Origin of the sequence: Acinetobacter rudis, assembly GCF_000829675.1 — a bacterium.
Taxonomy (GTDB): Bacteria; Pseudomonadota; Gammaproteobacteria; order Pseudomonadales; family Moraxellaceae; genus Acinetobacter; species Acinetobacter rudis.
The window spans coordinates 40,988-67,321 of the sequence record NZ_BBRX01000008.1 but is presented as its reverse complement, the minus strand read 5'-3'; the positions used below and the strand labels follow the sequence as shown (position 1 = coordinate 67,321).

Genomic DNA, 26,334 nt, shown 5'->3' with positions numbered 1-26,334 from the left:
TTATGCAGTTACTTTAGCAACAACACCAGCACCTACTGTACGACCACCTTCACGGATCGCAAAACGTAGACCTGCGTCCATTGCGATTGGGTGGATCAATTCTACTGACATTTCAACGTTGTCACCAGGCATAACCATTTCAACGCCATCTTTAAGAGCGATCGCGCCAGTTACGTCAGTTGTACGGAAGTAGAACTGTGGACGGTAACCGTTTAGGAATGGAGTATGACGGCCACCTTCGTCTTTAGAAAGTACGTATACTTCTGCGTCGAATTTAGTATGCGGTTTGATCGCACCTGGTTTAGCCAATACTTGACCACGTTGAACGTCTTCACGCTTAGTACCACGAAGCAAGATACCACAGTTCTCGCCCGCACGACCTTCGTCAAGAAGTTTACGGAACATTTCAACGCCAGTTACAGTTGTTTTAACTGTATCTTTAATACCAACGATTTCAACTTCTTCGCCTACTTTAACGATACCAGTTTCAACACGGCCAGTTACAACTGTACCACGACCTGAAATTGAGAATACGTCTTCGATTGGCATCAAGAATTCTTTGTCGATTGCACGCTCTGGCTCTGGGATATAAGAGTCAAGTGCTTCAACCAATGAAAGAACTGCTGGAACGCCGTATTGGTTGTCTTCGCCGTTTAACGCAGCAAGAGCAGAACCACGGATTACAGGAGTGTCATCACCTGGGAAGTCATAAGTAGAAAGAAGTTCACGAACTTCCATTTCTACTAATTCGATTAACTCTTCGTCATCAACGATGTCGCATTTGTTCAAGAATACGATGATGTAAGGTACACCAACCTGACGTGAAAGCAAGATGTGCTCACGAGTTTGTGGCATAGGACCATCAGTCGCTGAACATACAAGAATAGCACCGTCCATTTGCGCAGCACCAGTAATCATGTTTTTAACATAATCGGCGTGACCTGGGCAGTCTACGTGAGCGTAGTGACGAGTTGGAGAATCGTATTCTACGTGTGAAGTATTAATTGTAATACCACGTGCTTTTTCTTCTGGTGCAGAATCGATTGCAGAGTAATCTTTCGCTTCACCACCGAATGTTTTTGCACAAACAGTTGCAATCGCAGCTGTCAAAGTTGTTTTACCATGGTCAACGTGACCAATTGTACCCACGTTAACGTGTGGTTTATTACGTTCAAACTTGGCTTTAGCCATGATGATCTTCCTTTATGAACTGCTCATGAGGATCTCTCATGAGCACTAGTTTTCAACTCAAATTTGGTTTGGGCTTATAGTAATCGAAAGATTACTCGTCGTCACCTTTTTTACCGCCAGTTTGGAACTTAGCAATAATTCCTTCAGCAACGTTACGTGGAGTTTCTGCGTATTTAGCAAATTCCATTGAGTAAGTTGCACGGCCTTGAGACATAGAACGCATTTGAGTCGCGTAACCAAACATCTCAGCTAATGGAACTTCAGCACGAATAGCTTTAGTACCACCAGGTAGGTCGTCCATACCTTGAACCATACCACGACGACGGTTTAAGTCACCCATGATATCGCCCATGTAGTCTTCAGGAGTTTCCACTTCAACTTTCATGATTGGTTCAAGAAGGATAGGATCTGCTTTCATGAAACCATCACGGAATGCATAAGAACCAGCCATTTTGAACGACAATTCATCAGAGTCGACGTCGTGGTAAGAACCATCAAACAATGTCGCTTTAATACCCACAACAGGGTAACCAGCCAAGACACCATTCTTCATACGTTCTTGAATACCTTTGTCAACTGCGCCGAAGAATTCTTTAGGTACTACACCACCAACAACTTCTTCAACGAATTGGTATTCTTTACCAGCTTCTTCAACATCAAGCGGCTCAAGACGTACGTATACGTGACCAAACTTACCTTTACCACCAGTTTGACGAACAAATTTACCTTCTTGTTCAACTGTTTTCTTGATCGTTTCACGGTAAGCAACCATTGGTTTACCAATGTTCGCTTCAACGCTGAATTCACGCTTCATACGGTCAACGATGATGTCAAGGTGAAGTTCACCCATACCAGCGATGATTGTTTGACCTGATTCTTCGTCAGTGAATACACGGAATGAAGGATCTTCTTTAGCCAAACGACCTAAAGCAACTGACATTTTTTCTTGGTCAGCTTTAGTTTTTGGTTCTACAGCCAATTGAATTACTGGCTCTGGGAACTCCATACGCTCAAGTGTAATGACATTTGATTCATCACAAAGCGTATCACCAGTAGTTGTATCTTTTAGACCTACGCAAGCCGCGATGTCACCAGCACGAATTTCTTCGATATCCTGACGATCATTAGCATGCATCTGTACGATACGACCAATACGTTCACGCTTCATTTTCACTGGGTTATAAACAGGGCTACCTGCTTTCAATACGCCAGAGTAAACACGAACGAAGGTCAAGTTACCTACGAATTTGTCATTCATGATTTTGAATGCCAACGCAGAGAACGGAGCTTCATCAGATGCTTCACGAGTTGCTTCAGTTTCAGCTTTATCGTCTAAGATCCCTTTAACAGCAGGAATATCAGTCGGTGCAGGTAAGAATTCAATTACAGCATCCAACATACGTTGAACACCTTTGTTTTTGAATGCAGAACCACACATAGCAGGCTGAATTTCAGCTGCCAATGTACGTGCACGAAGACCTTGAGTGATTTCTTCTTTGGTCAACTCACCTTCTTCAAGGTATTTGTCCATCAAAGCTTCAGTCGCTTCAGCCGCAGCTTCAACCATGTTTGTACGCCATTCATTTGCTAACTCAACGAGATCAGCAGGAATTTCAGCATACTCAAACTTCATACCTTGAGTCGCTTCATCCCAAATGATAGCTTTCATTTCAATCAGGTCGATAACACCAGTGAAGGTATCTTCAGCACCGATAGGCAATACGATAGGCACAGGATTCGCGCCTAAACGTGTTTTCATTTGCTCAACAACGCGTAGGAAGTTTGCACCAGTACGGTCCATTTTGTTTACGAACGCAATACGCGGCACGCCGTATTTGTTCGCTTGACGCCATACTGTTTCAGACTGAGGCTGTACACCACCTACAGCACAGTACACCATGCACGCACCATCAAGTACACGCATAGAACGCTCAACTTCGATCGTGAAGTCAACGTGTCCCGGGGTGTCGATTACGTTAATACGGTGTTGATCGTATTGATTAGCCATACCTTTCCAGAAGCATGTTACAGCTGCTGAGGTAATTGTAATCCCACGCTCTTGTTCTTGTTCCATCCAGTCCGTAGTTGCAGAACCTTCATGAGTTTCACCAAGTTTATGGCTCTCACCGGTATAGAACAAAATACGTTCAGATGTAGTAGTTTTACCTGCGTCAATGTGCGCAGAGATACCAATGTTACGGTAACGAGAAATTGGGGTTTGACGTGCCATGATTTCTAGCATTCCTAAATTTGTTGTCTAAAACAGGACGCTTTAAGCTGCATAGCAACTTAAAGCGAATTGATGACAAGCTTGTGACAAGTCGTGCCATCTCCTGAATAAGGCCTGCTTTAACCGCTTAGAAGCGATAGTGAGAGAAGGCTTTGTTGGCTTCAGCCATACGGTGCACATCTTCACGTTTTTTGATCGCTGAACCTTTGCCTTCAGCTGCATCAAGCAACTCACCAGCTAAACGCAGAGCCATCGTTTTTTCAGAACGCTTAGCAGCAGCATCTACCAACCAACGCATTGCTAGGGCAGTACGACGGGATGGGCGCACTTCCATAGGTACTTGATAAGTAGCACCACCAACACGGCGTGCTTTAACTTCGACCATTGGACGAACTTTTTCAAGAGTAGTCTCGAAAAATTCAACTGGGTCTACTTTATTTTTTTCTTGAACGCGGTCTAAAGCACCGTAAACGATACTTTCAGCAATTGATTTTTTACCATCTTGCATTACGTGGTTCATGAACTTAGCGATGGTTTGGCTGCCGAACTTAGGATCCGGAAGGATTTCACGGGCAGCGACTACGCGACGTCTTGGCATTTTAATACACCTATAAATATGACACTTCAGGATAATCCAGCAGTAGTACAAAGTGTCATGTACCGTTCGCTGGCCTTACTACACGTCGCTTGAATTTTTACAAACCAAATTTTAAAAAATCTGTATGCAGCAATCAAACAAGCGAGACGATAAAGGATTGCAGTTCTAAAGCCTAAGATTATTTCTTAGGACGTTTAGCACCGTATTTAGAACGTGACTGGTTACGATCTTTCACGCCAGCACAGTCTAAAGAACCACGAACGGTATGGTAACGTACACCTGGTAAGTCTTTAACACGACCACCACGGATAAGAACAACACTGTGCTCTTGTAGGTTATGACCTTCACCACCGATGTAGCTAGAAACTTCAAAACCTGAAGTTAAGCGAACACGGCAAACTTTACGCATTGCTGAGTTAGGTTTTTTAGGTGTAGTTGTATAAACACGTGTACACACACCACGACGTTGTGGGCAAGCCTTCAACGCAGGAACTTTTGATTTTTCAACCAAAGTTGTACGACCCTTACGGATCAGCTGATTTGTTGTTGCCATATGGCAATTCTCCCGTTGTTAAAAAACCACCAAAAAGACGACTTTTTGGCGGCATGCAATTGTAAGCGAAGAAGGATAAATGGTCAACAGACCGTAAGTGCAAAATATGCAGTACAGTCTATTGATTTTTGCGAGGAGTTCGGCATAAAAATACTAGTTTTTAGGTGTATCTGTTGGCTTTTTAACTGCACGTTTACGTGTTGTTTTTGTTGTCGTTGCTTTGGTTTTGTCAGCGGGCTGCTCAGACTCTGCTTGAATTGTTTTGTTTGCTTCCTGTGCTACAAGTTTCGGCTTTTCTTGCGATTTTTCTGAATTTACGGCCCCATTTTTTACATCGAGCTCAGACGAGGATTCCTGAGTTTCACTTGTGGCCTCTGTTGGCTTACTTTCAGTGACTATTGTTAAATCCTCTACAGGTTCAATGCGATCAGGCGCATGATCAGTCAATGCTTCAGGATGACCCTGCTCTTTTTGCGCAACATTTTGTAGTGTATTAATACTTTTAATACGGTTATGTTGTTGTGCCAAATATGCTGATAAAGGATCTAGATCGTGTTCAGGATGGCGATGTAAATACTCACGTGCTTCAGAAAATATTTCCTGAGCCTTATTTGTTGCATCAGTAACTAAGTGACAACTATATAGCGCCCCCACTCCCATCCCAAAAACTGGCGTGAACTTAGCCAATACGGAAAGCGCACTCCACTCATCTGTTGGCTCAGATTGAAGCCATGTAGGAACATGTTTACTATTGCTTAACCATGCCTTAAGTGGTGCCAAATCATTACTTGAACCCATTAACTGCTGTAACTGGCTTAAATCATGGGAGACCAACATCTGTGAAAATGCTCTAATGGCTGCCAATAAAGCCTGCTTTTCAGCCACGCTTCCCATATCGACATGCTTAAAAATATATTCAACAACGTTGTAATCTTCAGCATTTAATTCAAAGCCATAGGCCCGACCCGTTTGATAGATGCTTTTTAGTGCCAGCAGTAAGGACGTCGGCACATCCACCGCAGCCCCGACAACACCTGTAGCACCCGTGACTGCACCTAATACAGCGGCAATAACTTTATTTTGATTACTTAAGGCCAAACTAATTCGTTGTGAGCGCTGCATATCCTGACGTAGCTCAGCAAGGTTTTTAGCCCCGACTTCTTCAAGCAAGTCCGCAACTGCACTTTGTTTAGATACCCATTCATTTAAATATTCAAAGAAATAATTCGCCACCTTTTCATTTAACTCAGGTGAAATCATCTGCCCGAACTTGCTCATACGACTATAATGTTTGCCTAAAATTTGACTCGATATTCGAGGTAAATGCTCACGAATCATATGTTGCGGTTGGGCATAATTTTTTTTATCAAAATTATAAGTATTACGCGCCTGCCCTTCGATGGACGATCGCTGATCAGGTGCCTGATCCAATGGTGTCACTGCAGGAGAGAAATGATTAAGTGTTTCAACACCAGACTGCGTAATTTTTTTTGCAAATGAAATTGCTGAATCTAAAAGACCTGATGCTTGAGATGCTGACTTCGACATATATACCTCTCTGCAATATTTTACTTATTTTTAAAAGTTTCATTGGCATCCGTTGATATTACAAAGTGTTTTGACTTTTAAAGCACTTAACTGATCCAAGGGATAACTGCAAAATTAGCTCATCTTAATTAAACACTGATCCTGCAGCAACGTTAAGAGCTCCCACGATACGGGGAAAGGCTCAACAAACTGAGTGCCATCTATTGAAGAATGCCATCATAAAAATGGGAATATTCGCTAACTAAACTGGACTTTTTTTGTAAAAAAGTCAATTAATAAACTTAGACTGCAGCTACATTTAACACCTTTATTCCACTCTGACACAACTTGTCGCAGTATGTTTTTTAGCATCTGTTTATTTTCTCAACTGCTGTTATTATGATTTCAACCCTAGATTTAACTTATATAGCCTACACATGACTTCAAACACTTTGCCTTCAAATCAACTTAAACTTAGCGCTGAACAAAAATATCAAGATGAATTACAACGTCTTCAGGAACAAGACAAAGGACGCAAACCTCAGGGTTGGAAACTTTCTGCCCACGCAGTACGTCGTTTTATCTTAGGTGATGCGACACTCGATATTCAAAAAAAGTTTTATGGCGATGATGCCTTGGTCGACAGAGCACTTGTTACTTTGATGGGAAATCAAGGTCTTATGCTTGTAGGTGAACCAGGTACCGCAAAATCGATGCTTTCTGAGCTTTTCAGTACAGCGATAAGTGGTAGCTCACAATACACAGTACAAGGCACGGCAGGAACAACTGAAGACCATATTAAATATTCATGGAACTATGCTTTACTTCTCGCAGAAGGCCCTTCAGAAAAATCCCTTATCGCCTCACCAATTTTCCATGCAATGCGCCAAGGTCATATTGCTCGTTTTGAGGAAATCACCCGCTGCCCTGCTGAAATACAAGATGTACTTGTGTCATTGTTGTCTGAAAAACAAATGATGATTCCTGAGATGGGCCAAGATTACAGCCTTTATGCACAACAAGGTTTTAATATTATCGCTACTGCCAACTTACGTGACCGCGGTGTACACGAAATGTCTTCGGCACTGAAACGTCGTTTTAACTTTGAGACTGTAAAACCAATCCAAGATCGAGCATTTGAAATCGAATTGGTTCAACTACAACTCAAACAACAGTTGGCTGAGTTGCATAGTGAGCTGCAAATCAAGCTGCCTGTTATTGAACTTTTAGTGACCATATTTAATGAATTGCGTACAGGACAAAGTCTACAAGGCGCCAACTTAAAAACACCTGATGCAGTAATGTCTACCGCTGAAGCTGTGAATATTGCCCATGCAGCAGGCTTACAAGCAATTTACTTAGGTGATGGCGTACTGCGTGCTGAAAATATTGCTCAACAATTATTGGGGGTTGTCTTTAAAGATAACCCTGATGATGTTAAACGTTTGAAATACTATATCGACACAGTAGCCAAAGAACGCGCGCGCCAAGACTCGGACTGGAAAGCATTTTATCAGGCTGCTCGTGAGTTCTAAGCATGACAGATACTCAAAATGCCATCTGGCCTGAACGTTTAACACAAGCGATGCAGGCTAAAGAGCAACTGGCTTTGCAAAATATATTTTTTGCACCAGTTCGTCACCATAGTCCAGCATGTGCCTATGCACTACAACACTATATTGAACAGCTCAAACCAACGCACATCCTCATCGAAGGACCTGACAGTTTTGATTTTTTACTGCCAAGTTTACTTAATCAAGATACAGCACCACCAGTTGCGATCTTTGCTCAGGCTCGTCCTGCACAAAAGACCAGTGAATCAGAGGATCAACAACCTAACTTAGCCTCGGCCTATTTTCCATTTTGTCAGTACTCACCAGAATGGGTTGCACTACAACAAGCTAAAGCGATAGGCGCTGAGCTAAAGTTTATTGATCTATCATGGGCGAAACAAAGTGCACTTGATCAGTCTCAAAAACTTGATATTGCTCAACGCTCCTTAATGTCTGAACGCTATTTAGCACATAGCCAATATATCCAACGTTTAGCACAGCGCTTACACTGCCGTAATCATGATGAACTCTGGGATCATCTCTTTGAATTACAGCCAGCTCATCAACTTGCTCAAGCGGAAAACTTTTTTAATGAAGTATTTAGTTGGTGTGCCTTCGCCCGTTTAGACTATGAAACAGATGTACTATTACAAGATGGTTCATTGCATCGTGAAGATTGTATGTGGCAACACATTGAAGCCGCGATCGCACCTGAACACCGTATTCTTGTCATCACAGGTGGCTTCCATACCCTCGCCCTGATTGAGTTACTGAGTCAAAAAAACACCCAACGCCATCAACTCAAAGCAACCCAAGCCAATTGGCAAGAACAAGCTTGGCTGATCCGTTACAGCTTTGACCGCCTTGACGCCCTCAATGGCTATGCCTCAGGGATGCCCTCACCAGCGTATTATCAACAGTTATGGCAGGAACTTAATCAAGTTGGGGCTGATACAGAATTACAACCACAACTTGAACACAATCTGCTCTGCTATCTCAGTCAGCTTTGCCATCATTTAGATAGCGAAAAATGCTTAGACATCAACACATTTCTTGCGATTAAACACACAGCGGAAATAGCATGGCAATTGGCTGAGTTACGTGGGCATTATCGCCCTAGTCGTTACGACTTACTCGATGCGCTACAAAGTGCTTTAGTCAAAGGTGAGCTTGAAGATGGTCAACAGCACTTATTTCAGCAGATTTATCTATTTTTAGGTGGACAAGCATTAGGTCAGGTTCCGCCAGACCAGCATCGCCCAGCTCTAGTGGACAATGTTTACCAACAGATCAGTAAATTCCGCTTTAACTTAACAGACACGTTAAAACGACAACGTAAACTCGATGTTTACCGTAAGCCGCTGCATCAACAGATTAGTCAATTTTTACATCTACTCAACTATGTCGACTGTGGATTTGCACAGCGTCTCTCTGGCCCCGACTACGTCTTAGGTGCTGGACTGGATTTACTGTTTGAAGAATGGCGCTATGCTTGGACACCTAGTGTTGAAGCACGTTTAATTGAATTGTCTGAACAAGGTGATCAACTCGAAAAAATTGCGATACGAAAGTTGGTTCTACAACAGGATCACAATCAAAGCCAAGGTCTAGGTCAATCTGCTGTAGAAACGGCTAAATTACTTGCTCTGGCCTGTCGCTTAGGACTTAAGCAACAGCTTGAAGTGCTTAATCAGCAACTTGAGCAATTTTTACAAAGTGATCAAAACCTAGGTTCGGTGATTTCTGCTGCACAGCAGCTGTATTATCTCTGGCATGGCCGTCAGTTACTGCAACTACCCGAACAGCAGCTACAACACAGTCTGATTTTAGCACTGCAACAAGCCTGTTATCTGCTCGATCAACTTTATGATAGTCATGAAGAAAAAATAGAGGATAACCTAAAGCATCTCAAGCACTTGCACGAACACATCATTAACGTGCAACAACAAATTGCACCACAGCTTACTGATGAACAGTTGAAAACTACAGCAATACAATTACTACCTTTGATGTATCAACAGATTGATCTTGATCAACTGCGTCAGAACCATCTCAGTAAACTTAAAGGTGCTGTAGATGTACTTCGTTTTTTAGATCAGTACATTCAACAGCAAGAGCTCACCGATGAATTACAGCTGAGCTTCGCAACTGGCAGTGATGCAGAAGAGGCTGTGCAGTATTTGCAAGGGATGTTGCACATTGCCCCTGAGATTTTTGTGCAATCTCATATTGCCATTGATGCGCTGTTCCAACTGGTGAACCAATGGTCTGATGACCTCTTTATTCGCATTCTGCCAGACTTACGTTTTGCCTTTAGTCAGTTCAATCCGAAGCAAACGCGACAAATTGCAGAGCGCATTGCAGAGCTTTCAGGTCTTAGCCAAGAAGTGATTTTGGATCAGGTATTTAGTCATTTGAGTGAACAACAAGTACTCGAAGGCGTTGCGCTTAATCAACAGCTCCAACAAATACTGGCAGATGACCATCTACTCGACTGGTTAAAACAAGAGAGCCATATAGCTCCGCTACAGGAAACTCATCATGACGCATGATTTACACCCGACTGTCCTAGACCAAGGTGCTGATGAAAAGCTGAGTCAAGATCCTCTCGATCAAGCACGTCGTTGGCGTTTGATGCTGGGTCGATATGCCGATCAAAATCTAGCTGAGGCCCAGCTCTCAGGCCAAGAACTAAAAATCGAACGACAACTGGACTATCTGTATCGTGAGGAATATAAACGCCGCGGTATTCAACAACAGAACCGTCACGGTAGTTTAGATGCTTCTCAATTGACGGCCATTAACTGGCTCGATCAAGGTCGTAAGTTATTTCCAAAATCGACTTTTGAGCGTATGCAAAAACATGCACTTGAACGCTATCAAATGTCAGACTTATTAAAACGTCCAGAACATATCCAGCAACTCGACCCTAGCCCGAATGTAGCAAAGGCTTTACTGAGCCTGCGTGGTCATATGAGTGCTGAAATGAAAGATGCTATACGCACTTTAATTGCTCAAGTTGTGGCGGAAATGTTAGAAAAGATCCGTCCTAACTTTTTGCAAGCATTACAAGGTCGACGTCATCGCTTTCGCCGCTCACCCATTAAACAAGCACAAAACTTCGATTGGCGTCGGACTATTCGCGAAAACCTCAAACATTACCAAGCTGATTTACAAAAACTGATTATTCAAACGCCTTATTTTAATGCGCGAGTACAAAAGCATTTACCTTGGGAAATCGTGCTCTGTGTCGACCAAAGTGGTTCGATGATGGATTCGATTATGTATGCTGCAATTTGCGCCAGCATCTTAGCTGCACTTCCAGCTGTTCAAGTGAGTTTAGTGTTATTTGATACACAAATCGTTGACCTGAGTCATATGGCGCACGATCCAGTTGAAATCTTATTGACCATTCAATTGGGTGGCGGCACACATATCGCACAGGCCTTGCAATACTGTGCAACCAAAATCAAGCAGCCACAGCGCAGTATTTTAGTTCTGATCAGTGACTTTGAAGAAGGTGGATCTGTGCAAAATATGTTGAATACGACTGCAAGCTTACATCAACAAGGCTGTAAATTATTGGGTCTTGCTGCACTCGACCAACATGCTAACCCTTGCTATGACCATAATATGGCAGGACAACTACAACAACGCGGTATGGAGATCGCAGCCATGACCCCAGAACATTTGGCCACATGGTTTGCCGAGGTAATGCAATGAGTTGGTTGATTTATTTACACTATGATGAAGACAGTTTGGCTCTACATAGTAATGCAGGCCTGATTCGTCGTACCAAAAAAGCACTCGACCAAGTTCAATATCAAAGCCTCTTGGATACAGATATCAATCAACAACAACGATTAAGTTTTCAAGTTGAAGAGGATCTAGTTCATTTAAATCAACAAGGCATTGCCACTGCTGAATGTAGTTGCTCAGCACAGGGCTGCTGTAAACATATATTGAGTAGTATCTTATGGATGCAACAAAACCCTGAGCAATTTAATGGCAGTGCAGCGTCTGTTGTAGCAACAGATATCACAACTGAAGATTCATCCAACCCAGATACACTACCTGCTGCAGCACCTGTTCAGCCGACGATTGATCCTGTACAGGCACAGCAGCAAACACTTAATGCCGCTCTAGCTTTGGATAGTGCTGCGATTTTAAAAAAAACCACAAAAGCTACACGTCGTCTAGCCTATCAATTTTTCTTGGCTTGGCAGCAACAGCCTGAACACTGTCAGATTGAGATTCAAGCCGATAAAATCAGCTTCTTAACTGAATTTAGCCCGCATAAAATTCAACTTTTCCCTGCTGTAGGTTTTGCAGGTATGCTTTCTGATCTGCCCAGCAAACAACAGGCCGCGGTACATTTGGCTTGTCTGGCACAGTTGTTCCAACAACATGCAATAACTTGGTCTTGGCCTGAAGATCTTGTTCAGACAGAAGCAGAACAAAGTGCACCCGTACAACTTGAAGTCGAAGATCTGGCTTTAATTGGTGAGCTACAACAGATTACTCAACACTTTATGCGTCAGGGTCTCTCGCATATTGCACATGAATCCGTCCTTGCCTTACATATTTTAAATATGCAGGCACGTGCACAAAACTTACCCCGTCTTGCTTCTGAACTACGTCAACTGCATGGCATCATGCGTCAATTTTTAAGTGAAGATGATCATCAAGTTGATGAACATCAAGTCTTTGATCAACTCGCTTATTTTTATGCATATTTAGCTGCGCTTATTACTAATCAGCAACAGCCTGAAGTACTCAAACAGCTCAAAGGTAGTACACAGCGTGATTATCAACAGCAACAATTTGCTCACTTAATTCCACTGGGCTGTGAATGGTGGCAACTTGACAGTGGTGCCCGTGGATTGAGTCTTTATTATTGGGATGCTGAACAAAAACAGCATTATGAAGTGACTCAGGCTCGAGCAAATCATTTAGATACAACTTTTGATAAAAACAGTGCTGCTCAAAGTGGCATCTGGGGCAGTAATGTCGATTATTTACTGCAACATCAACTGGAACTCACTCAGGCAAAAATGAGTGATAACTCTCGCTTAAGTGCGAGTAGTGAAACACGGTTTGTTGAAAAATCTGAATTTAAACAACTTAGTTTAGAACAACTGGATCAGCCTGGTCTGGCCATCAATGACTGGCAACAACTAGACGCCTTAATCCGTCCAAGCTCCAGTGTAAGCCGTAATACGCAGCGCTATGTTTTACTGCGTCATCAGGAAATTGAAAAACCAGAACTCAATGAGCTTGAACAGTGTTTTGAATGTCGAGTCATAGACAGCCATGGGCAGAGTTTAAAATTGAGCATGCCTGTAGAAAAAAACTATGAAAATCGCTTAAGACATTTTAACAGTCTGATCTTTAATTCAAAACCAGTAGCAACCTTAGTTCGTATTGACCTTAGTCAACAACGTGCGCGTTTGATCCCATGTAGTCTAATCTTAGAGAAAAAAGATGGCCTGAGTATTTTTAGCTTGGACTTTCACTATCCACCGCGCCCACCCAAAGCCAATGTCTTTGAACTTATTGCTGGACGCATTGAAAAAATGCTCAAACAGAAAAAGCAATGGCAAGCAGGTCTTCACTACACACCACTTGAACTACTGTTACAACATAGCCAAGGATTGCTGGCATTTTATGCCAATATTGGCCGAGCTCAGCTTGATCCTCTTGATCAAGAAAAACTGATGCATTATCGCCAACAGTATGAGGATTTGGGTTTAAGTCTGATTGCACAGCAATGTGATCTATTACTCAAAACCAATAACTTAGCGCATTATTTACTGCAATGCCGACATCTGCTCATTCAGCTACAACGCTTACAGTATCGTTTTGAGTTAGAAAGTCAAACCATGTCGTTCTAGACTATTTTTGCCCTAGGCATCGACGTGGATTCATTTAAAATTAATTTACTTTTGAAAAACTACAAGCGCTTGCCCCAGCTACTTACAAGGACCCTATATGTCAAATACGTTATTTACATCGATCGTCAATTTATTTAAAAACTTTACTGAACCACAAGGTAAATTATTACAACAGATTGTTGAGCCGCTAGCCAAAATTGATGAAACCCTTGCTGAAGACAGTATGGCTTTTATTGTTAATGGTGAGCATGTCGATGTATTGATGCGTTTACAACAACTTCCTGACGATAAAGCAGGGTTAATACTTGGCAAACCGGGGACTTTTGGCTACTACTGGGGACAGGCCAATTTAAGCAAAGCTGAAGAAGCTTTGGCCAAAAGCTCAAATCGCGCACGAAAAACTTTATATGAAAAAATCTTTGATACCCTAAGCAACGAACAGATCATTCGTATGGGTAAGTGGATGACAGCAGCAACCCAACAGCGCAATTTAGACCACATCTGTCCAACACTTCCAGAATGGTTCCACTACTTTGCTATTGATGGTTTAGTGACGTCACTGTCTAACCGCTCATTTAGTGAAAAAGACCAATCAAAAACATTATTACAACATTGGAGTATGGCTAAACTTGAGGCAGTATTGGCCGAAGAAGACCCTGCTCTTATCCCTTATCTTTTAGATTTTATTTTTGAACGTCGCAGCAGTCGTAGCTACTATCATGATGATCTTGAAGTGATCTATAAACTGTCTGACTGTAATGAGTATATTAAAACGCATTTAACACAACTGCACCAAGCTGCACCTAATTATGGTGTTGAAGGTCAAGAAAATGTCTTGCAGTACCTAAAAAAACACAAAGAACTCTTGGCACAAAGTGCTGAGCTGATGGTACAGCTAAGTATCTGTAGTTCAAAAAGAACGCGCGATACAGCAACCAGTATGCTCAGTCTATTACCTGAAGCTGAAATTCAACAGCATCTTGCTCATTATCTTACTGTGGGCAATAGTAAACAACGGAGTAATTCCGCTGACCTACTGGCACGCTTCTCACCAAACTGTGTCGAGATTTTAGAGCAAGCACATGCTGAAGAAAAATTAAAATCTGTGCAACAGGTCATTATGTCTGCCCTGCAGCGCTTAAAATCTGCTGATACAGCGTCTGAACAAGAAGAACTGGTGATTCCAGCTTGTACACCTTTAGTTACAGCAACCATTCCGGAAAGTTTCTCTGAAACCGTTGCTCAAAACTATCAATTGGTCTTAGAAAAATCACGAGAGTCAGCAGAACGTGAAATCGAAGAAAATAAATCAGATAAAAGTAGCTACAAGTCAACTTGGGCACAACGTAACTACAAAGACCTACAAAAAGTTAAGCCTGATTCATTGGCCCGTGTCGTCAGCTATCTCAATGGTGTACAAGGTCTAAAATCTTTTGATAGTGACTTTAAAATCATTACTTATCAAAACTCACTAAAAAACCTAGAGCAATTCAACCTCAACCACGCTATACGCTTATTTGGTCTCAATGGTCGTAATTACCTCAACTGGGACTCATTATTTGCTTTGCTAAAACCTGAGGAATTGGCGGGGCTTGAATTGCGTCATATCGAACAAGCGCTTGCCAACAACAACTTCCCTAATAGTAAGCGTATGATTGCTGAAGGGATGTTGATGGATGCTTGGAACGATCTGAACGACTATATTCAAGATGCTGACAAAATCTGGCCATTCTTCGCTGAAAACATCAACTTCTTAACTGAGGCAATGGGACTTGCACCGTCTAACTCTGACAATAAATATCGTGAATTAGAGCCATCAAGTGCAATTAAAGTACTCAATACTTTCCCCGTACTCCCACAGCAGTTTGTACCTCGCTTACTTGAATTGGCTTTAGGTGAAAACAAACGCTTACGCTTTGATGCACAGCGCGCACTTGAACGCTTAGCAGGTATTCACTTACGTGCAATTGAAGCGCTTGATTCTGGCAAACAAGAAATTCGTATTACCGCAATCGAATGGTTAGCACGTCTAAACGTTCAAGATGCAGTAAAACCGCTCAATGCCTTACTTAAAAAAGAGAAAAAAGAAATTGTTCGTGCTGCACTACTGACTGCGCTTGAGCAATTAGGCCAAGATATCAGTGCATATCTTGCACCCAAAGTTTTGCTCAAGGAAGCCGAGCAAGGTTTAAAAGGCCGTTTATCTGCAAGCTTTACTTGGTTTGACCTCAGTTCATTACCTGCATGTACTTGGCAAGATGGTAAAGCTGTAAATCCCGAGATTATTCAATGGTGGGTGATCTTGGCTGAAAAGCTCAAAGACCCTAAACCAAATGCTTTGCTGCAGCGCTATATGCAGCTCTTAAGTGAAAAAAGCCAACAACAATTGGCCAATCACTTATTGCAAAGCTTTATTCATCAAGACACACGTGGCCCAAGCTTAGAAGAAGCGACTGAACTTGCAGTCAAAGAAGGCCCAGGCCGTCTGAGCAACTATCAGGACTGGTATAAGCGCTATCCGCAGTACTATGAAGAATATGCCAATATCACCTTAGAACAAGTGATCGACGAGCTTAAACGTGAACACCTAGCCACTTATCTTGGCTCTGCGATTAAAAGCAAAGGCATGCTTGCACTGACTTTTGCAGCACAAGGCAGTATGGCTGTGAAGCAACTGCAAGATTATATGAAACAGCATTATCAGCGCCGCGCACAAATTGAGGCGATGATTCATGCACTATCCATCAGTAATGATCCTTTGATGATTCAATTGCTGTTATCACTCTCTCGTCGTTATCGCACTGCATCGGTACAAAGCTTAGCTGGTGAGCTCGTCGCTGAAATTGCAGAACGTAACCATTGGACCAGCGATGAACTGGCTGATCGGACTATTCCAACCGCTGGCCTAGATGAGCAAGGAATTTTACAGATTGAATATGGCACCCGTCATTTCACTGCTTATGTCGATGACAAAGATAAGTTTGTGCTGAAAAATGAAGAAGGTAAAGTTGTTAAAGCCCTACCTGCTGCACGTCAGAATGATGATCCTGCTCTAATCAAAGAAGCCAAGGCATTATTGAGCAATAGTAAAAAAGAATTAAAGCAAGTCATTGATTTACAAACACTACGACTGTACGAATCCATGTGTGGTGAACGTCAGTGGTCGGTGGCAGATTGGCAGGAGTATTTATTTGCTCATCCAATCATGAATCGCCTCATTCAACGTCTAGTCTGGTTAGAACTTGCAGCAGATGGTTCCATTCAGCATTTCCGCCCGAGTGACGATGGAAGTTTACTCAACTTAGATGATGATGAAATTGAACTAGCAGCTGATAGCAAAGTACAAATTTCACATGCAGTTTTGGTGGGTCCTGAACAAGCTGAGCAATGGACTGAGCACTTCAAGGATTACAAAGTTAAACCGCTATTTGAGCAAATGGACCGCCGTTTACCAGTACTTAGTCACCCAAAAGCGGATGTAATTGAAGACCGTAAGGGTTGGTTAACAGATACATTTACACTACGTGGTGTAGTCAACAAAATGGGCTATCAGCGTACATCGATCGAAGATGCAGGGTCTTTTGATAGCTATAGTAAACCTTTTAAATCCCTCAACTTAGAGGTACAGATTGGTTTTAGTGGTAGCTATGTCCCAGAAGAAAATATTCCGGCTGTCGTGTATGACCTACGTTTTGCACGCCCAGGACAGAGCTACTGGAACCGTACTGATATCTTACTTGAAGATGTGCCAAAAATTTTGCTTGCTGAATGTTATGCGGACTATCTCAAGTTAGCAGATGCTTGTAGCGGCTTTGACCCAGAGTGGGAAAAGAAAACCCCTTGGTAATTACAATCCTCAACCTAACCTTCTCCTTTTCAAGGAGAAGGTTAATATAAGGAACGTACTGAGTAATAAAGTCCAACCTAAATGCTGTCCCCATCCCGCCAAGACAAGCCCTAGTCCTAACAAACTATAGTACAACAGACCCAATAAAGCCCCAGCTCGCCCTGCACAGTCTTTATAATCGGTCAAAGCACTTGCCAGTAAATTAGGAATCGCAATGGCATACCCCATTAAAGTCAACAATGCAGCAAATGCAAACCAAGGATGCTTTATCTGTATAAAGATTAGTGTCAGTAAAGCTGCTACCAAAGAAATAAAACTGGCCAAATAAAGCAAAAAACGCTCACTACGGCCTTTTGCCAGTAAGTAGTGATTTAAACATGCTCCAGCAGCAATACCTAAGCTCAACAATATGCCGCTTTGACCAAACTGCTGAACTGAGAGTTGCATTTGCTGGAAATGAAAAGGTGCAAATTGATAGTAGGCAAATAAATTTAGGTTAAACAATGCAATCAATAATGCGGTATTGAGCAATCGTCGATCTCTAAGCATTCGAGCCAGTATCGAGGTAAAAGCAACCGTACTTTGCACTGCGGGCCGACTCTCTTTTAAGTCCACAGCACTCCAGAACAACAGTATTGCCGCAACAAGACTTAAACAGCTAAACACAGCACGGTAGTCATAAAGTTCAGTGAGCTGTGCTGCGACAAACATTCCTAAACCTGGACTAAGCGCCATCAATACACCGATAACTGCAAAAAATTGAGCCAACGCTTTTCCACTAAAACGATCACGAATAATGGTTTGTGTACCAATCGATGCAACAGCGATTGAAAAGGCAGCGAGTAGGCGTGCCGCTAATAACTGATTAAATTCATTGCTAAAATAAGCCCATAGTGTAGCCAATAGATACACACATAGGCCATTTAACAGCGAGGTTCGCCGCCCAAAACGGTCACAACAATAGCCCCAAAACACTACGCCAAATGCAAATGCCACAAAATACAAAGATAACGTTAGACTACTTTGTTCAGCACTCACTTGGTAATACACAGCAATTTCGGTCAAGATCGGACTATACATCGTCTCAACCCACTGCGGCATCATCAACAGCATACAAAGCAATAGGCTTGTTCTATTCCACAACATGTCTGCTTTGCTCTCCTCATGATATCAATGAGCGGCAGCTTAGTAGAAAATAAATTGTATTCATATCATAATTAAAGCCATAAAATATCAAAAAACGGACAAGCAATGGCATGGTTAGAAGCAGATGCAGTTTTTAATCCGGATCAACTCGATACCGCGGTCATAGGCATTGCGGCCAGACTCTCAGAGCATGATTCAGGGATACATCAACATCAAAAAGGCCAACTGCTCTATGCTCAACGTGGCAGTATTAAAATCACTTTAACGGACCAATTGTGCTTTCTTCCCGCTGGATGTATTGCATGGATTCCCCCCCATACACCGCACCGTGCAGAAATGCAAAAAGTAACAGGCTATCGCTCTGTATACTTTGATACTGAACAAATCACAGGTCTTCCTAAACATATCACTGTATTTGCAGCAACAACCTTGCTTATTGAGCTGCTTGAGCGTATTTCCTATAGTGCTTTTGATAGTGATTGGGGGGAAGGTGTTCTCTATCATTTGCTGCAAGTCTGCCTAAATGAGTTGTCAGTCGCACAGCGCAAATTAGTTACACTTAAGTTCCCACAAGACAGGCGCTTAAGCCAACTCACAGAAGAGGCGTATTTGTTAACATTAAAACAATTAGCGCAACAGGTAGGTGCAAGTGAAAAGACTATCGCCCGGATTTTTTTACGTGAAACAGGGCTTAGTTTTCAACAATGGCGCAAACAATGGCGTTATTTACGTGCTCTTGAACTGCTTCCCTTGTATAACAAGGTGAGTCCTGTGGCAGAGGCATTGCAATTTTCTAGTGATAGTGCATTTATTCATTTTTTTAAATCGATCACGGGGATTACCCCTTCAGCCTATCTGCATGGCACTAGTTCACAAGCAGTCCTGCCCTAAAAATTGGAGAAATATGTGCATTTACGGGTAATCATTTAGGCAGATATTTCACCCTCAAACACAGTGCTGGCTTTGGTTTTAGCTAGAATATTCATTCATACTCATTGACCATAGAAACAATACCTTTCGCCATTGCGGTCAATGTTAAAACGCGTTTAAATGGCATCAATTCTGTTATTAATTTTCAAAATAAAGGACTTTGCATGAATCGTCGTGTCGTTATTACAGGTATGGGTATTAACTCGTGTATCGGGAACTCACTTGAAGATGTGACCCACTCATTACAAAATGGTATTTCAGGTACACATCACAACCCGACTTATGCCGAGCTCAACTTTAAAAGTCATGTTAGTGCTGCAGCAGAACAACAATTCGACCATATTGACCGTAAACTCAAACGCTTCATGGGCGTCTGTGCGATGTATGCATACAACGCTGCTGCTGCTGCCGTTGAACATGCAGGTCTAACTACGGAACAACTTGCTGGTAACCCACGTTACGGTATCGCTGGGGGATCAGGTGGTAACTCAACAGCTTCTGTTGCTGAAATGATTAAACTACTTGAAGAAAAAGGTGCTCGTAAAGTAGGCCCATTCTTTGTACCACGCAATATGTCAAACACTATTACAGCAAACCTTGGTGTAGCTTTTAAACTACAAGGGATCGCTCACTCAATTACCAGCGCATGCGCAACTTCTGCTGATGCAATTGGTTATGCGTACAACATGATTCAACTTGGCAAGCAAGACCTTATGCTTGCAGGTGGCGGTGAAGAAGATCACTGGTCACAAAGCTTGTTGTTTGATGCGATGGGTGCGCTCAGCTCAAAATACAATGATGCACCTGAAACCGCTTCACGTCCTTACTCAGCTGACCGTGATGGTTTTGTGATTGCTGGTGGTGGTGGTTTTGTTGTACTGGAATCTTTAGAACATGCACAAGCACGTGGTGCAAATATTCTAGCTGAAGTTGTTGCTTATGCAGCAAATAGCGATGGTGCAGACATGGTTGCTCCAAGTGGTGAAGGTGCAACACGTTGTATCTTGATGGCACTTGAAGAAGCCAAACAGCATGGCGTAGAAAAAATTGATTATGTAAATACACATGGTACTTCTACACCAGCAGGTGATGTAACTGAGCTTAAAGCTATGGGCCGCGCATTTGGTGAAGGTCAAGTACCTCCAGTAAGTTCAACTAAATCAATGACTGGTCATAGTCTTGGTGCAGCTGGTGTACAAGAAGCAATTTACTCTGTCCTCATGATGCAAAATGACTTTATTGCGCCAAACATTAATGTCACTGAACTTGATGAAGGTACTCAAGGTTTTGATATTGTGCTTGAAAAACGTGATGCAAAACTGAATACTGTAATGAGTAACAGTTTTGGTTTTGGCGGTGTGAACACCTGTCTCGTTTTCAAAAAATGGGCGAATGCTTAAGGATAGGCTGAACCCCATGAGGTTCATCCATGGTTTCAGAAGCCTTTCTTTGGGTTAAAGCTTTACATATTATTGCTGTGGTTTGTTGGTTTGCTGCACTGTTCTACTTACCACGGCTTTATGTTTATCACGCAATGAGCGATGACCTCGCCAGCCACCAACGTTTTGAAGTGATGGAGCGCAAGCTCTATCGCGGCATTATGTGGCCAGCAATGATTGCAACCCTGATCACAGCACATTTCTTAGTCGATTGGGGTGATGCAACTCAGCACTATCATGAAGCAACATGGTTTTATATTAAAGTTGCTTTGGTCGGCCTATTGGTGATTTATCATTTTGTTTGTGGCTACTATCGTAAGAAACTGATTGGTAATGCACATTACAAGTCACACAAGTTTTGGCGCTTCTTCAATGAGATGCCAACCTTACTTTTATTAGCCATTGTGATTTTGGTAGTGGTTAAACCGCAGTTTTGATCGTGATATATCAGCTTAAAATTCATAAAAAAAGCCCAGACTCATTTTGGGCTTTTTTTATGAGGTGTTTGTCCTGTTCTGAAATAGCTGATCAAAGTTTATCTCGCCTCTTTCTGGAGTAGCTTTCAAAAATTTACGGCCTACATACCCTGTCAATGATAAATTTTTCCAGCAATGTCTCATGCCTAATTTAGATTTAAGTATTTTTTGAGTTTAGGAATATCAATCTTTTCTTTTGAATTCGTCGGCATTGCTCGAGAAAGTAAAGCTGTACGACCAAAGTACTCTGAATAGATAATCGTATTTATTATTTTCTGATTGTCTAAGTCACCTGCCCATTTATGTTCAAAAACTTCCTGATTACCTTTTTTAACCCACTTCGCTTCACCTAATACTAATTGGTTGGTAGATACAGCATAAAAAACACTCACAAACTTGCGCTCACCATTATGATTAAATTCAATTGATGAACTAATTACATCCCCCCAAAAAATATCTTGTGGATATAAACTTCCCAAAGTAAATTTTATATCACTCGGTGTCATGTTCCATTCTTTTAAGGTTTTTCTAATTTTAAGCATTAAAATATTATCTTTTTCAAAATTGCTTAAATACAGTACTTCCTGCTGCAACTCTTTTGGTAAATTACAATTAGATTGATCAGAATTAAACGCGTAATTATTATATCTTTCAACGGGTTTACAATATGTCGCAAATATATCAATCATATCTTCGCTATAGCGACTAGCCTGAGATGTTTGAGAGATAAAAAAAGATAGAACAATCAAACTAAAAATATTAATTTTTTTTTGCATCACTGTATAAAATGTCCTTAAAGTTAAAATAATTGTATAGCAAACAACTCACTACATCTCCACTTTTTTAACTTACATAAATATAATAAAATGCTAAGACACAAAAAGCTTCATCAAAACTTCGTCAATATATTCACTCCCATCTTTCAAGGCTTTTTGTTCAAGGCCGTAGATTTGAAACCCAAGTTTTTTATAAAGATGAATTGCTGGCTCATTATCACTAGCAACTGTTAGTAAAATTTGTTCAACGTGTTTTTGGCTATATTCGATGACCGCTTTAAGTAGTCTACTTGCAACACCTTTTTGCTGAAATTCAGGCTCAATAAACACACTCGATAGATATACTTTATGTGAAAATTTTGCACCAAGTTCTTGTGTTAATGTAGCTAAGCCTATAATTATATTTTGATGATAAACTGCAAATACAGTTGAGTTTAATAAGCAAGCTTCAAAAAAAATGAGTGGTTTTCCAACCTCTGCGCTATATGTAGATCCAAACATTTTTGGAGATTTTTCCAAAGCTGAAAGTCTGATTGCTTTAAAATCTTCAAGCTCATTTACACTTAAAATTTTAATATCAATGTCTAACATATTTTATATTTTCCTCATTGCTCCGCTGAGCAATATAACAGTCAAACGAGTGAAGGTTTAGATCAATTAAAAATTAAAAAGATTAATCAAAATATAACATGTTCATAGTTAAACATGAGTGGATAAGTCATTCCACCTCGCAAAGATGGGATGAAATCATCAGCTTGATTATTTTAGTTTAAGATTTTCTTTTATATAGTTCTGAAAACTCTGCACAATACTTGATTTCTTATTCACTGTTGATAGATATAAGCCATAAGTTAAAGGATTCAGTTTAGGTAAATATTCATCTTCTAAGATCTCGATATCTGAAGGGATATTAAAGACTGATCTTAAACTAATACCTATACCTGCCCTTACTGCGGGCCAAAGTGCTTGGGCAGAATTACATTCATAAGCAATATGCCAAGGGATGCCATTTTCTTCGAGTAATTGTAAGGCCATCTGTCTAAGAAGGCATGGCTGTTGCAATAATATTAATGGAATTGATGTCTTTGCTTTCAGGATTTTTTCAATATTCTCTTTCGGACAATACAGCCATTGGGTTTTCAGTGTTTGTAAATCCTCAAAGTTATTTATCATACTGCCGTGATTCCAAACTAAAGCTAAATCAAGCTCCTGCTTATTCACTTTATCAATAAGATTAAAATTACGATCAACTTGGATTTGAAATTGAATATTTGGATGCTGCAGCATAAATTGCGCTATAAGTTGCTGTAATGTGCTTTCAGAAAAATCTTCTTGTAAGCCAAATTTTATGATTCCACTCGCCACGTTCTGTTTAAGTTTTAAAAGCACAGTGTCATTGTTCTCCAATATATTTTTAGCATAACTCAATAATAATTCTCCATTTGGAGTCAGTTCTAATGATCTACCTTGCTTTCTTAATAATTTGCAGCCTGTTTGTTGTTCTAATTTTTTCAATTGCGCGCTAATTGCTGCTGGAGAACGACACAAATATTGTGCTGCTAAATTAAAATTGCCTAACTCAATTCCTTTTACAAATGCTCGTAAAGCATCCATGTCAAGATTTATGGGTACTGTTGCTATATTATTCATAAATTCCTAACTATTACTTCGAAAAGTTTTGATTTTATAAAATATAACAAGAGTTCATAGTCACGACAACATCCTTTGATATGAGTTTTAAAATGTTTAGAAAGATTGATATGAACAATTTACTTGAAGTTTCCCCCAAACTTTATGAATTAAGTAAAAACTATTTGTTTGATGATATCTGGCAAAGAGAAACACTGGATACACAAACTCGATGTTTGATCACGATTTCGACATTGGTCACACAGGGACGTTATTCACAACTGGACTGGCATATTAGAAATGCACTAAACAAAGGAGTTGCTAAAGAAAAAATTTTAGAACTCATTACTCATCTTGCTCTTTATGTTGGATTACCAACAGCCATTTCAGCACTTGAACATATGCCTGAGGAGATATGGTCATGCCCATGATTCGTTTTATTACCAGTTATACCTATGACAATGCTCAGAAATTACAAATGTCAAAAATTGTGCAAAATGCTATGGAGCAATTTTTTGATACACCTAAAAATGATCGTTTCCATATCTTTGAACACTTTAATCAAGGACAAATCCTAGTGGATCCTGATTATTGGGTGAAGACCGCTCGCACTGAACGATTTATTTTGCTATACATTACTTCGGGTAAGGACAGCTGAGCAAAAATCAAATTTAATGCTTCATGTAAGCAAGCAGTTAAATCAAATATTTGATATACCTGAACAAGATATTATGTTCGTGATTGTGCAGAATAAAATAGAAGATTGGTGTTTTGGTCATGCTCAACGTGCAGATCTTTACTTAGAATCAATCACCCATTCCACATCATGACGACTCCAGCACCCATCACCTCCCTAAACGGAGGTAAGTCTGGCTGTTAGACGCGCATGTTCAAGCGCCAAGGTACAACAAAGCATCACCTACACTTCGCTCATATCACTTTTCAACTGATAAGTGGCTGTTTAGCGATACTTTGATGAATTCTTCTTCTTTAGTCTCACGAATACAGACAAAGGCCAATAAAGACAGTACTGCTGCACCACACAAATAATAGCCCACAGCCCCAATACCATAACTTTGTGCAAGTGTGGTGGCAATTAGCGGAGCAAATGATGCACCTAAGATGCTTGCTAAGTTATAGGCTAAAGCTGATCCTGTATAGCGCACTGAAATTGGGAAGATTTCAGATAAAATCGTACCAATTGGGCCATAGGTTAAGCCCATGATGCTCAGACCTAAACATAAAAAGATCAGTACAGAAATTGGGTTATTTGCTACAAATAAAGTAGAAAAAGACAATCCAAATATCATCACGATGATACAGATAAAAATAGATGTATTTTTTCGACCAAATTTCTCGGCGAATTGAGCAGAAATAGGAATACATATAGCAAAACACACCGTAGCCACCAATTGCATTTTCAAGAATGCATCACGTGTATAACCAAGTGCTGTTGTGCCCCAATTCAAAGCAAATACCGTCATCAAATAAAATAGCACTAAGGTACATACTGTTGCCAAAGTTCCAAGTATTAACTTTGGAATGTGTAATGAAATCACTTCCTTAAAAGGTGCTTTAGATGCCTTTTGCTTATCCAAAACTTTTTGAAAGGCTGGAGATTCATGTAGTTTCAAACGTATATATAAACCCAAAAATACGAGCAAGGCACTGGCAATAAAAGGAATACGCCATCCCCAAGCCAAAAAGTCTTCATTAGACATCAATGCGCCCAACAATAGAAAAGAACCAGCTGCTAAAATAAAACCAATTGGTGCACCAAGTTGTGGGAACATGCCATACCAAGCACGCTTTCCTTCTGGTGCATTTTCTGTTGCTAACAATACTGCACCACTCCACTCACCACTAAGCCCTAAACCTTGTCCCAAACGACATAAGGCCAATAGGATCGGAGCAAGAACGCCAATTTGTGCATAAGTTGGTAATAGACCAATACAAACTGTCGAGATCCCCATTAATAAAAGCGCAGCGACAAGCGTTGCTTTACGCCCAATCCGATCACCCAAATGTCCAAATACCGCAGCACCAATAGGACGTGCAACGAATGCAATAGAAAAGGTTGCAAGAGATTGTAGTAATGCCGCACTCCCACTACTTTCTGGGAAAAATAAATGTGGAAAGACCAGAACAGCAGCTGTAGCGTAAATATAAAAATCAAAAAACTCGATGGTCGTACCGATCAAACTCGCCAACAAGACACGGGTCTTAGAGTTTGGATTAGCCGATGCAGTCGCGTGAGCAGTATATTCCATGGGGAAACCGTAATATGTAAGGGAGAATGATCGATATAGGCAAATAAAAGAGATTAAATTTCTTAGACTCGCACTCAACTCTTATCTTTGTATTGGGCAAAATCAGGACTTAAGTATCCGATAACCCCAATAAGCTTAAGATGTGCTGTCATTTATACCCGATCAAATACATGAATAAAAACGAACTTTCCTCACCAAAACATGAAAATTACTCATTGCAATCCAGTGCATTGGACAATGTACTTAGATCAACCAGCAGATGATGCTTGCGATGC

General features: G+C 41.0%; 21 protein-coding genes. 11 read left to right on the top strand and 10 right to left on the bottom strand.

Annotated elements, in window-relative coordinates; genetic code table 11:
* The 5 genes from tuf to Aru01_RS01725 all read right to left on the bottom strand — a co-directional run bounded on the left by tuf (nt 1) and on the right by Aru01_RS01725 (nt 6,120).
* Nucleotides 1-1,191, bottom strand: coding sequence for an elongation factor Tu (gene tuf / locus Aru01_RS01745; protein ID WP_016657332.1), 1,191 nt, complete (start codon nt 1,189-1,191; stop codon nt 1-3).
* Between the two features lie 91 nt (nt 1,192-1,282).
* A complete protein-coding gene (gene fusA, locus Aru01_RS01740) occupies nt 1,283-3,421 on the bottom strand; it encodes an elongation factor G (RefSeq protein ID WP_016657333.1) in 2,139 nt (712 codons plus the stop codon).
* 127 nt (nt 3,422-3,548) lie between these two features.
* Complete coding sequence (gene rpsG, locus Aru01_RS01735; RefSeq protein WP_016657334.1) at nt 3,549-4,019, bottom strand: 30S ribosomal protein S7; 471 nt, start codon at nt 4,017-4,019, stop codon at nt 3,549-3,551.
* A gap of 178 nt (nt 4,020-4,197) precedes the next feature.
* Nucleotides 4,198-4,572, bottom strand: coding sequence for a 30S ribosomal protein S12 (rpsL, locus tag Aru01_RS01730; RefSeq protein WP_000246374.1), 375 nt, complete (start codon nt 4,570-4,572; stop codon nt 4,198-4,200).
* A gap of 153 nt (nt 4,573-4,725) precedes the next feature.
* Nucleotides 4,726-6,120 (bottom strand): EcsC family protein, encoded by a 1,395-nt coding sequence (locus Aru01_RS01725; RefSeq protein WP_016657335.1) that lies wholly within the window; start codon nt 6,118-6,120, stop codon nt 4,726-4,728.
* A 416-nt stretch (nt 6,121-6,536) separates the two neighbouring features.
* Here Aru01_RS01725 and Aru01_RS01720 point away from each other — a divergent pair, with 416 nt between their 5' ends.
* The 5 genes from Aru01_RS01720 (at nt 6,537) to Aru01_RS01700 (ending at nt 17,393) form a co-directional block, all read left to right on the top strand.
* A complete protein-coding gene (locus Aru01_RS01720) occupies nt 6,537-7,634 on the top strand; it encodes an AAA family ATPase (RefSeq protein ID WP_016657336.1) in 1,098 nt (365 codons plus the stop codon).
* A gap of 2 nt (nt 7,635-7,636) precedes the next feature.
* Nucleotides 7,637-10,204, top strand: coding sequence for a DUF5682 family protein (locus Aru01_RS01715; protein WP_016657337.1), 2,568 nt, complete (start codon nt 7,637-7,639; stop codon nt 10,202-10,204).
* Nucleotides 10,205-10,286: 82 nt separating this feature from the next.
* Nucleotides 10,287-11,375: a VWA domain-containing protein gene (locus Aru01_RS01710; protein WP_042111073.1), complete on the top strand. Its 1,089-nt coding sequence runs from the start codon at nt 10,287-10,289 to the stop codon at nt 11,373-11,375.
* The gene (locus tag Aru01_RS01705; RefSeq protein WP_016657339.1) at nt 11,372-13,546 is read left to right on the top strand and encodes a hypothetical protein; all 2,175 of its coding nucleotides are present in this window, start codon (nt 11,372-11,374) and stop codon (nt 13,544-13,546) included. Before Aru01_RS01710 ends, Aru01_RS01705 begins: the two co-directional genes overlap by 4 nt.
* A gap of 97 nt (nt 13,547-13,643) precedes the next feature.
* Nucleotides 13,644-17,393: a DUF4132 domain-containing protein gene (locus tag Aru01_RS01700; RefSeq protein ID WP_016657340.1), complete on the top strand. Its 3,750-nt coding sequence runs from the start codon at nt 13,644-13,646 to the stop codon at nt 17,391-17,393.
* A 9-nt stretch (nt 17,394-17,402) separates the two neighbouring features.
* Here the strand turns inward: Aru01_RS01700 and Aru01_RS01695 are convergent, their stop codons facing one another.
* The gene (locus Aru01_RS01695; protein ID WP_016657341.1) at nt 17,403-18,539 is read right to left on the bottom strand and encodes an MFS transporter; all 1,137 of its coding nucleotides are present in this window, start codon (nt 18,537-18,539) and stop codon (nt 17,403-17,405) included.
* Between the two features lie 105 nt (nt 18,540-18,644).
* Here Aru01_RS01695 and Aru01_RS01690 point away from each other — a divergent pair, with 105 nt between their 5' ends.
* From Aru01_RS01690 to hemJ, 3 genes are all read left to right on the top strand, one after another.
* On the top strand, nt 18,645-19,430 hold the full coding sequence (locus Aru01_RS01690; protein ID WP_016657342.1) for an AraC family transcriptional regulator: 786 nt from the start codon (nt 18,645-18,647) through the stop codon (nt 19,428-19,430).
* A 203-nt stretch (nt 19,431-19,633) separates the two neighbouring features.
* Nucleotides 19,634-20,869 carry a beta-ketoacyl synthase N-terminal-like domain-containing protein gene (locus tag Aru01_RS01685; RefSeq protein ID WP_016657343.1) on the top strand — a complete coding sequence of 412 codons (1,236 nt, stop codon included), beginning with the start codon at nt 19,634-19,636 and terminating at the stop codon, nt 20,867-20,869.
* A gap of 29 nt (nt 20,870-20,898) precedes the next feature.
* Nucleotides 20,899-21,345 (top strand): protoporphyrinogen oxidase HemJ, encoded by a 447-nt coding sequence (gene hemJ, locus Aru01_RS01680; RefSeq protein ID WP_016657344.1) that lies wholly within the window; start codon nt 20,899-20,901, stop codon nt 21,343-21,345.
* 185 nt (nt 21,346-21,530) lie between these two features.
* On the opposite strand, the gene Aru01_RS01675 is transcribed toward hemJ, so the two are convergent.
* The 3 genes from Aru01_RS01675 to Aru01_RS01665 all read right to left on the bottom strand — a co-directional run bounded on the left by Aru01_RS01675 (nt 21,531) and on the right by Aru01_RS01665 (nt 23,810).
* A complete protein-coding gene (locus tag Aru01_RS01675; RefSeq protein ID WP_155757991.1) occupies nt 21,531-22,163 on the bottom strand; it encodes a hypothetical protein in 633 nt (210 codons plus the stop codon).
* Nucleotides 22,164-22,253: 90 nt separating this feature from the next.
* Nucleotides 22,254-22,751, bottom strand: coding sequence for a GNAT family N-acetyltransferase (locus Aru01_RS01670; protein ID WP_016657346.1), 498 nt, complete (start codon nt 22,749-22,751; stop codon nt 22,254-22,256).
* A 168-nt stretch (nt 22,752-22,919) separates the two neighbouring features.
* Entirely contained in the window at nt 22,920-23,810 is an 891-nt protein-coding gene (locus Aru01_RS01665; protein WP_016657347.1) for a LysR substrate-binding domain-containing protein, read from the bottom strand.
* 92 nt (nt 23,811-23,902) lie between these two features.
* On the opposite strand from Aru01_RS01665, the gene Aru01_RS01660 reads away from it, so the two are divergent.
* From Aru01_RS01660 to Aru01_RS01650, 3 genes are read left to right on the top strand one after another with little or no spacing between them, the layout of a single operon-like run.
* Nucleotides 23,903-24,220, top strand: coding sequence for a carboxymuconolactone decarboxylase family protein (locus tag Aru01_RS01660; RefSeq protein WP_016657348.1), 318 nt, complete (start codon nt 23,903-23,905; stop codon nt 24,218-24,220).
* Nucleotides 24,211-24,447 carry a tautomerase family protein gene (locus Aru01_RS01655; protein ID WP_016657349.1) on the top strand — a complete coding sequence of 79 codons (237 nt, stop codon included), beginning with the start codon at nt 24,211-24,213 and terminating at the stop codon, nt 24,445-24,447. Before Aru01_RS01660 ends, Aru01_RS01655 begins: the two co-directional genes overlap by 10 nt.
* Nucleotides 24,448-24,463: 16 nt before the next feature.
* Nucleotides 24,464-24,619, top strand: coding sequence for a tautomerase family protein (locus Aru01_RS01650; RefSeq protein ID WP_081407208.1), 156 nt, complete (start codon nt 24,464-24,466; stop codon nt 24,617-24,619).
* Between the two features lie 105 nt (nt 24,620-24,724).
* Here the strand turns inward: Aru01_RS01650 and Aru01_RS01645 are convergent, their stop codons facing one another.
* Nucleotides 24,725-26,059, bottom strand: coding sequence for an MFS transporter (locus Aru01_RS01645; RefSeq protein ID WP_016657350.1), 1,335 nt, complete (start codon nt 26,057-26,059; stop codon nt 24,725-24,727).
* Nucleotides 26,060-26,334: the final 275 nt, after the last annotated feature.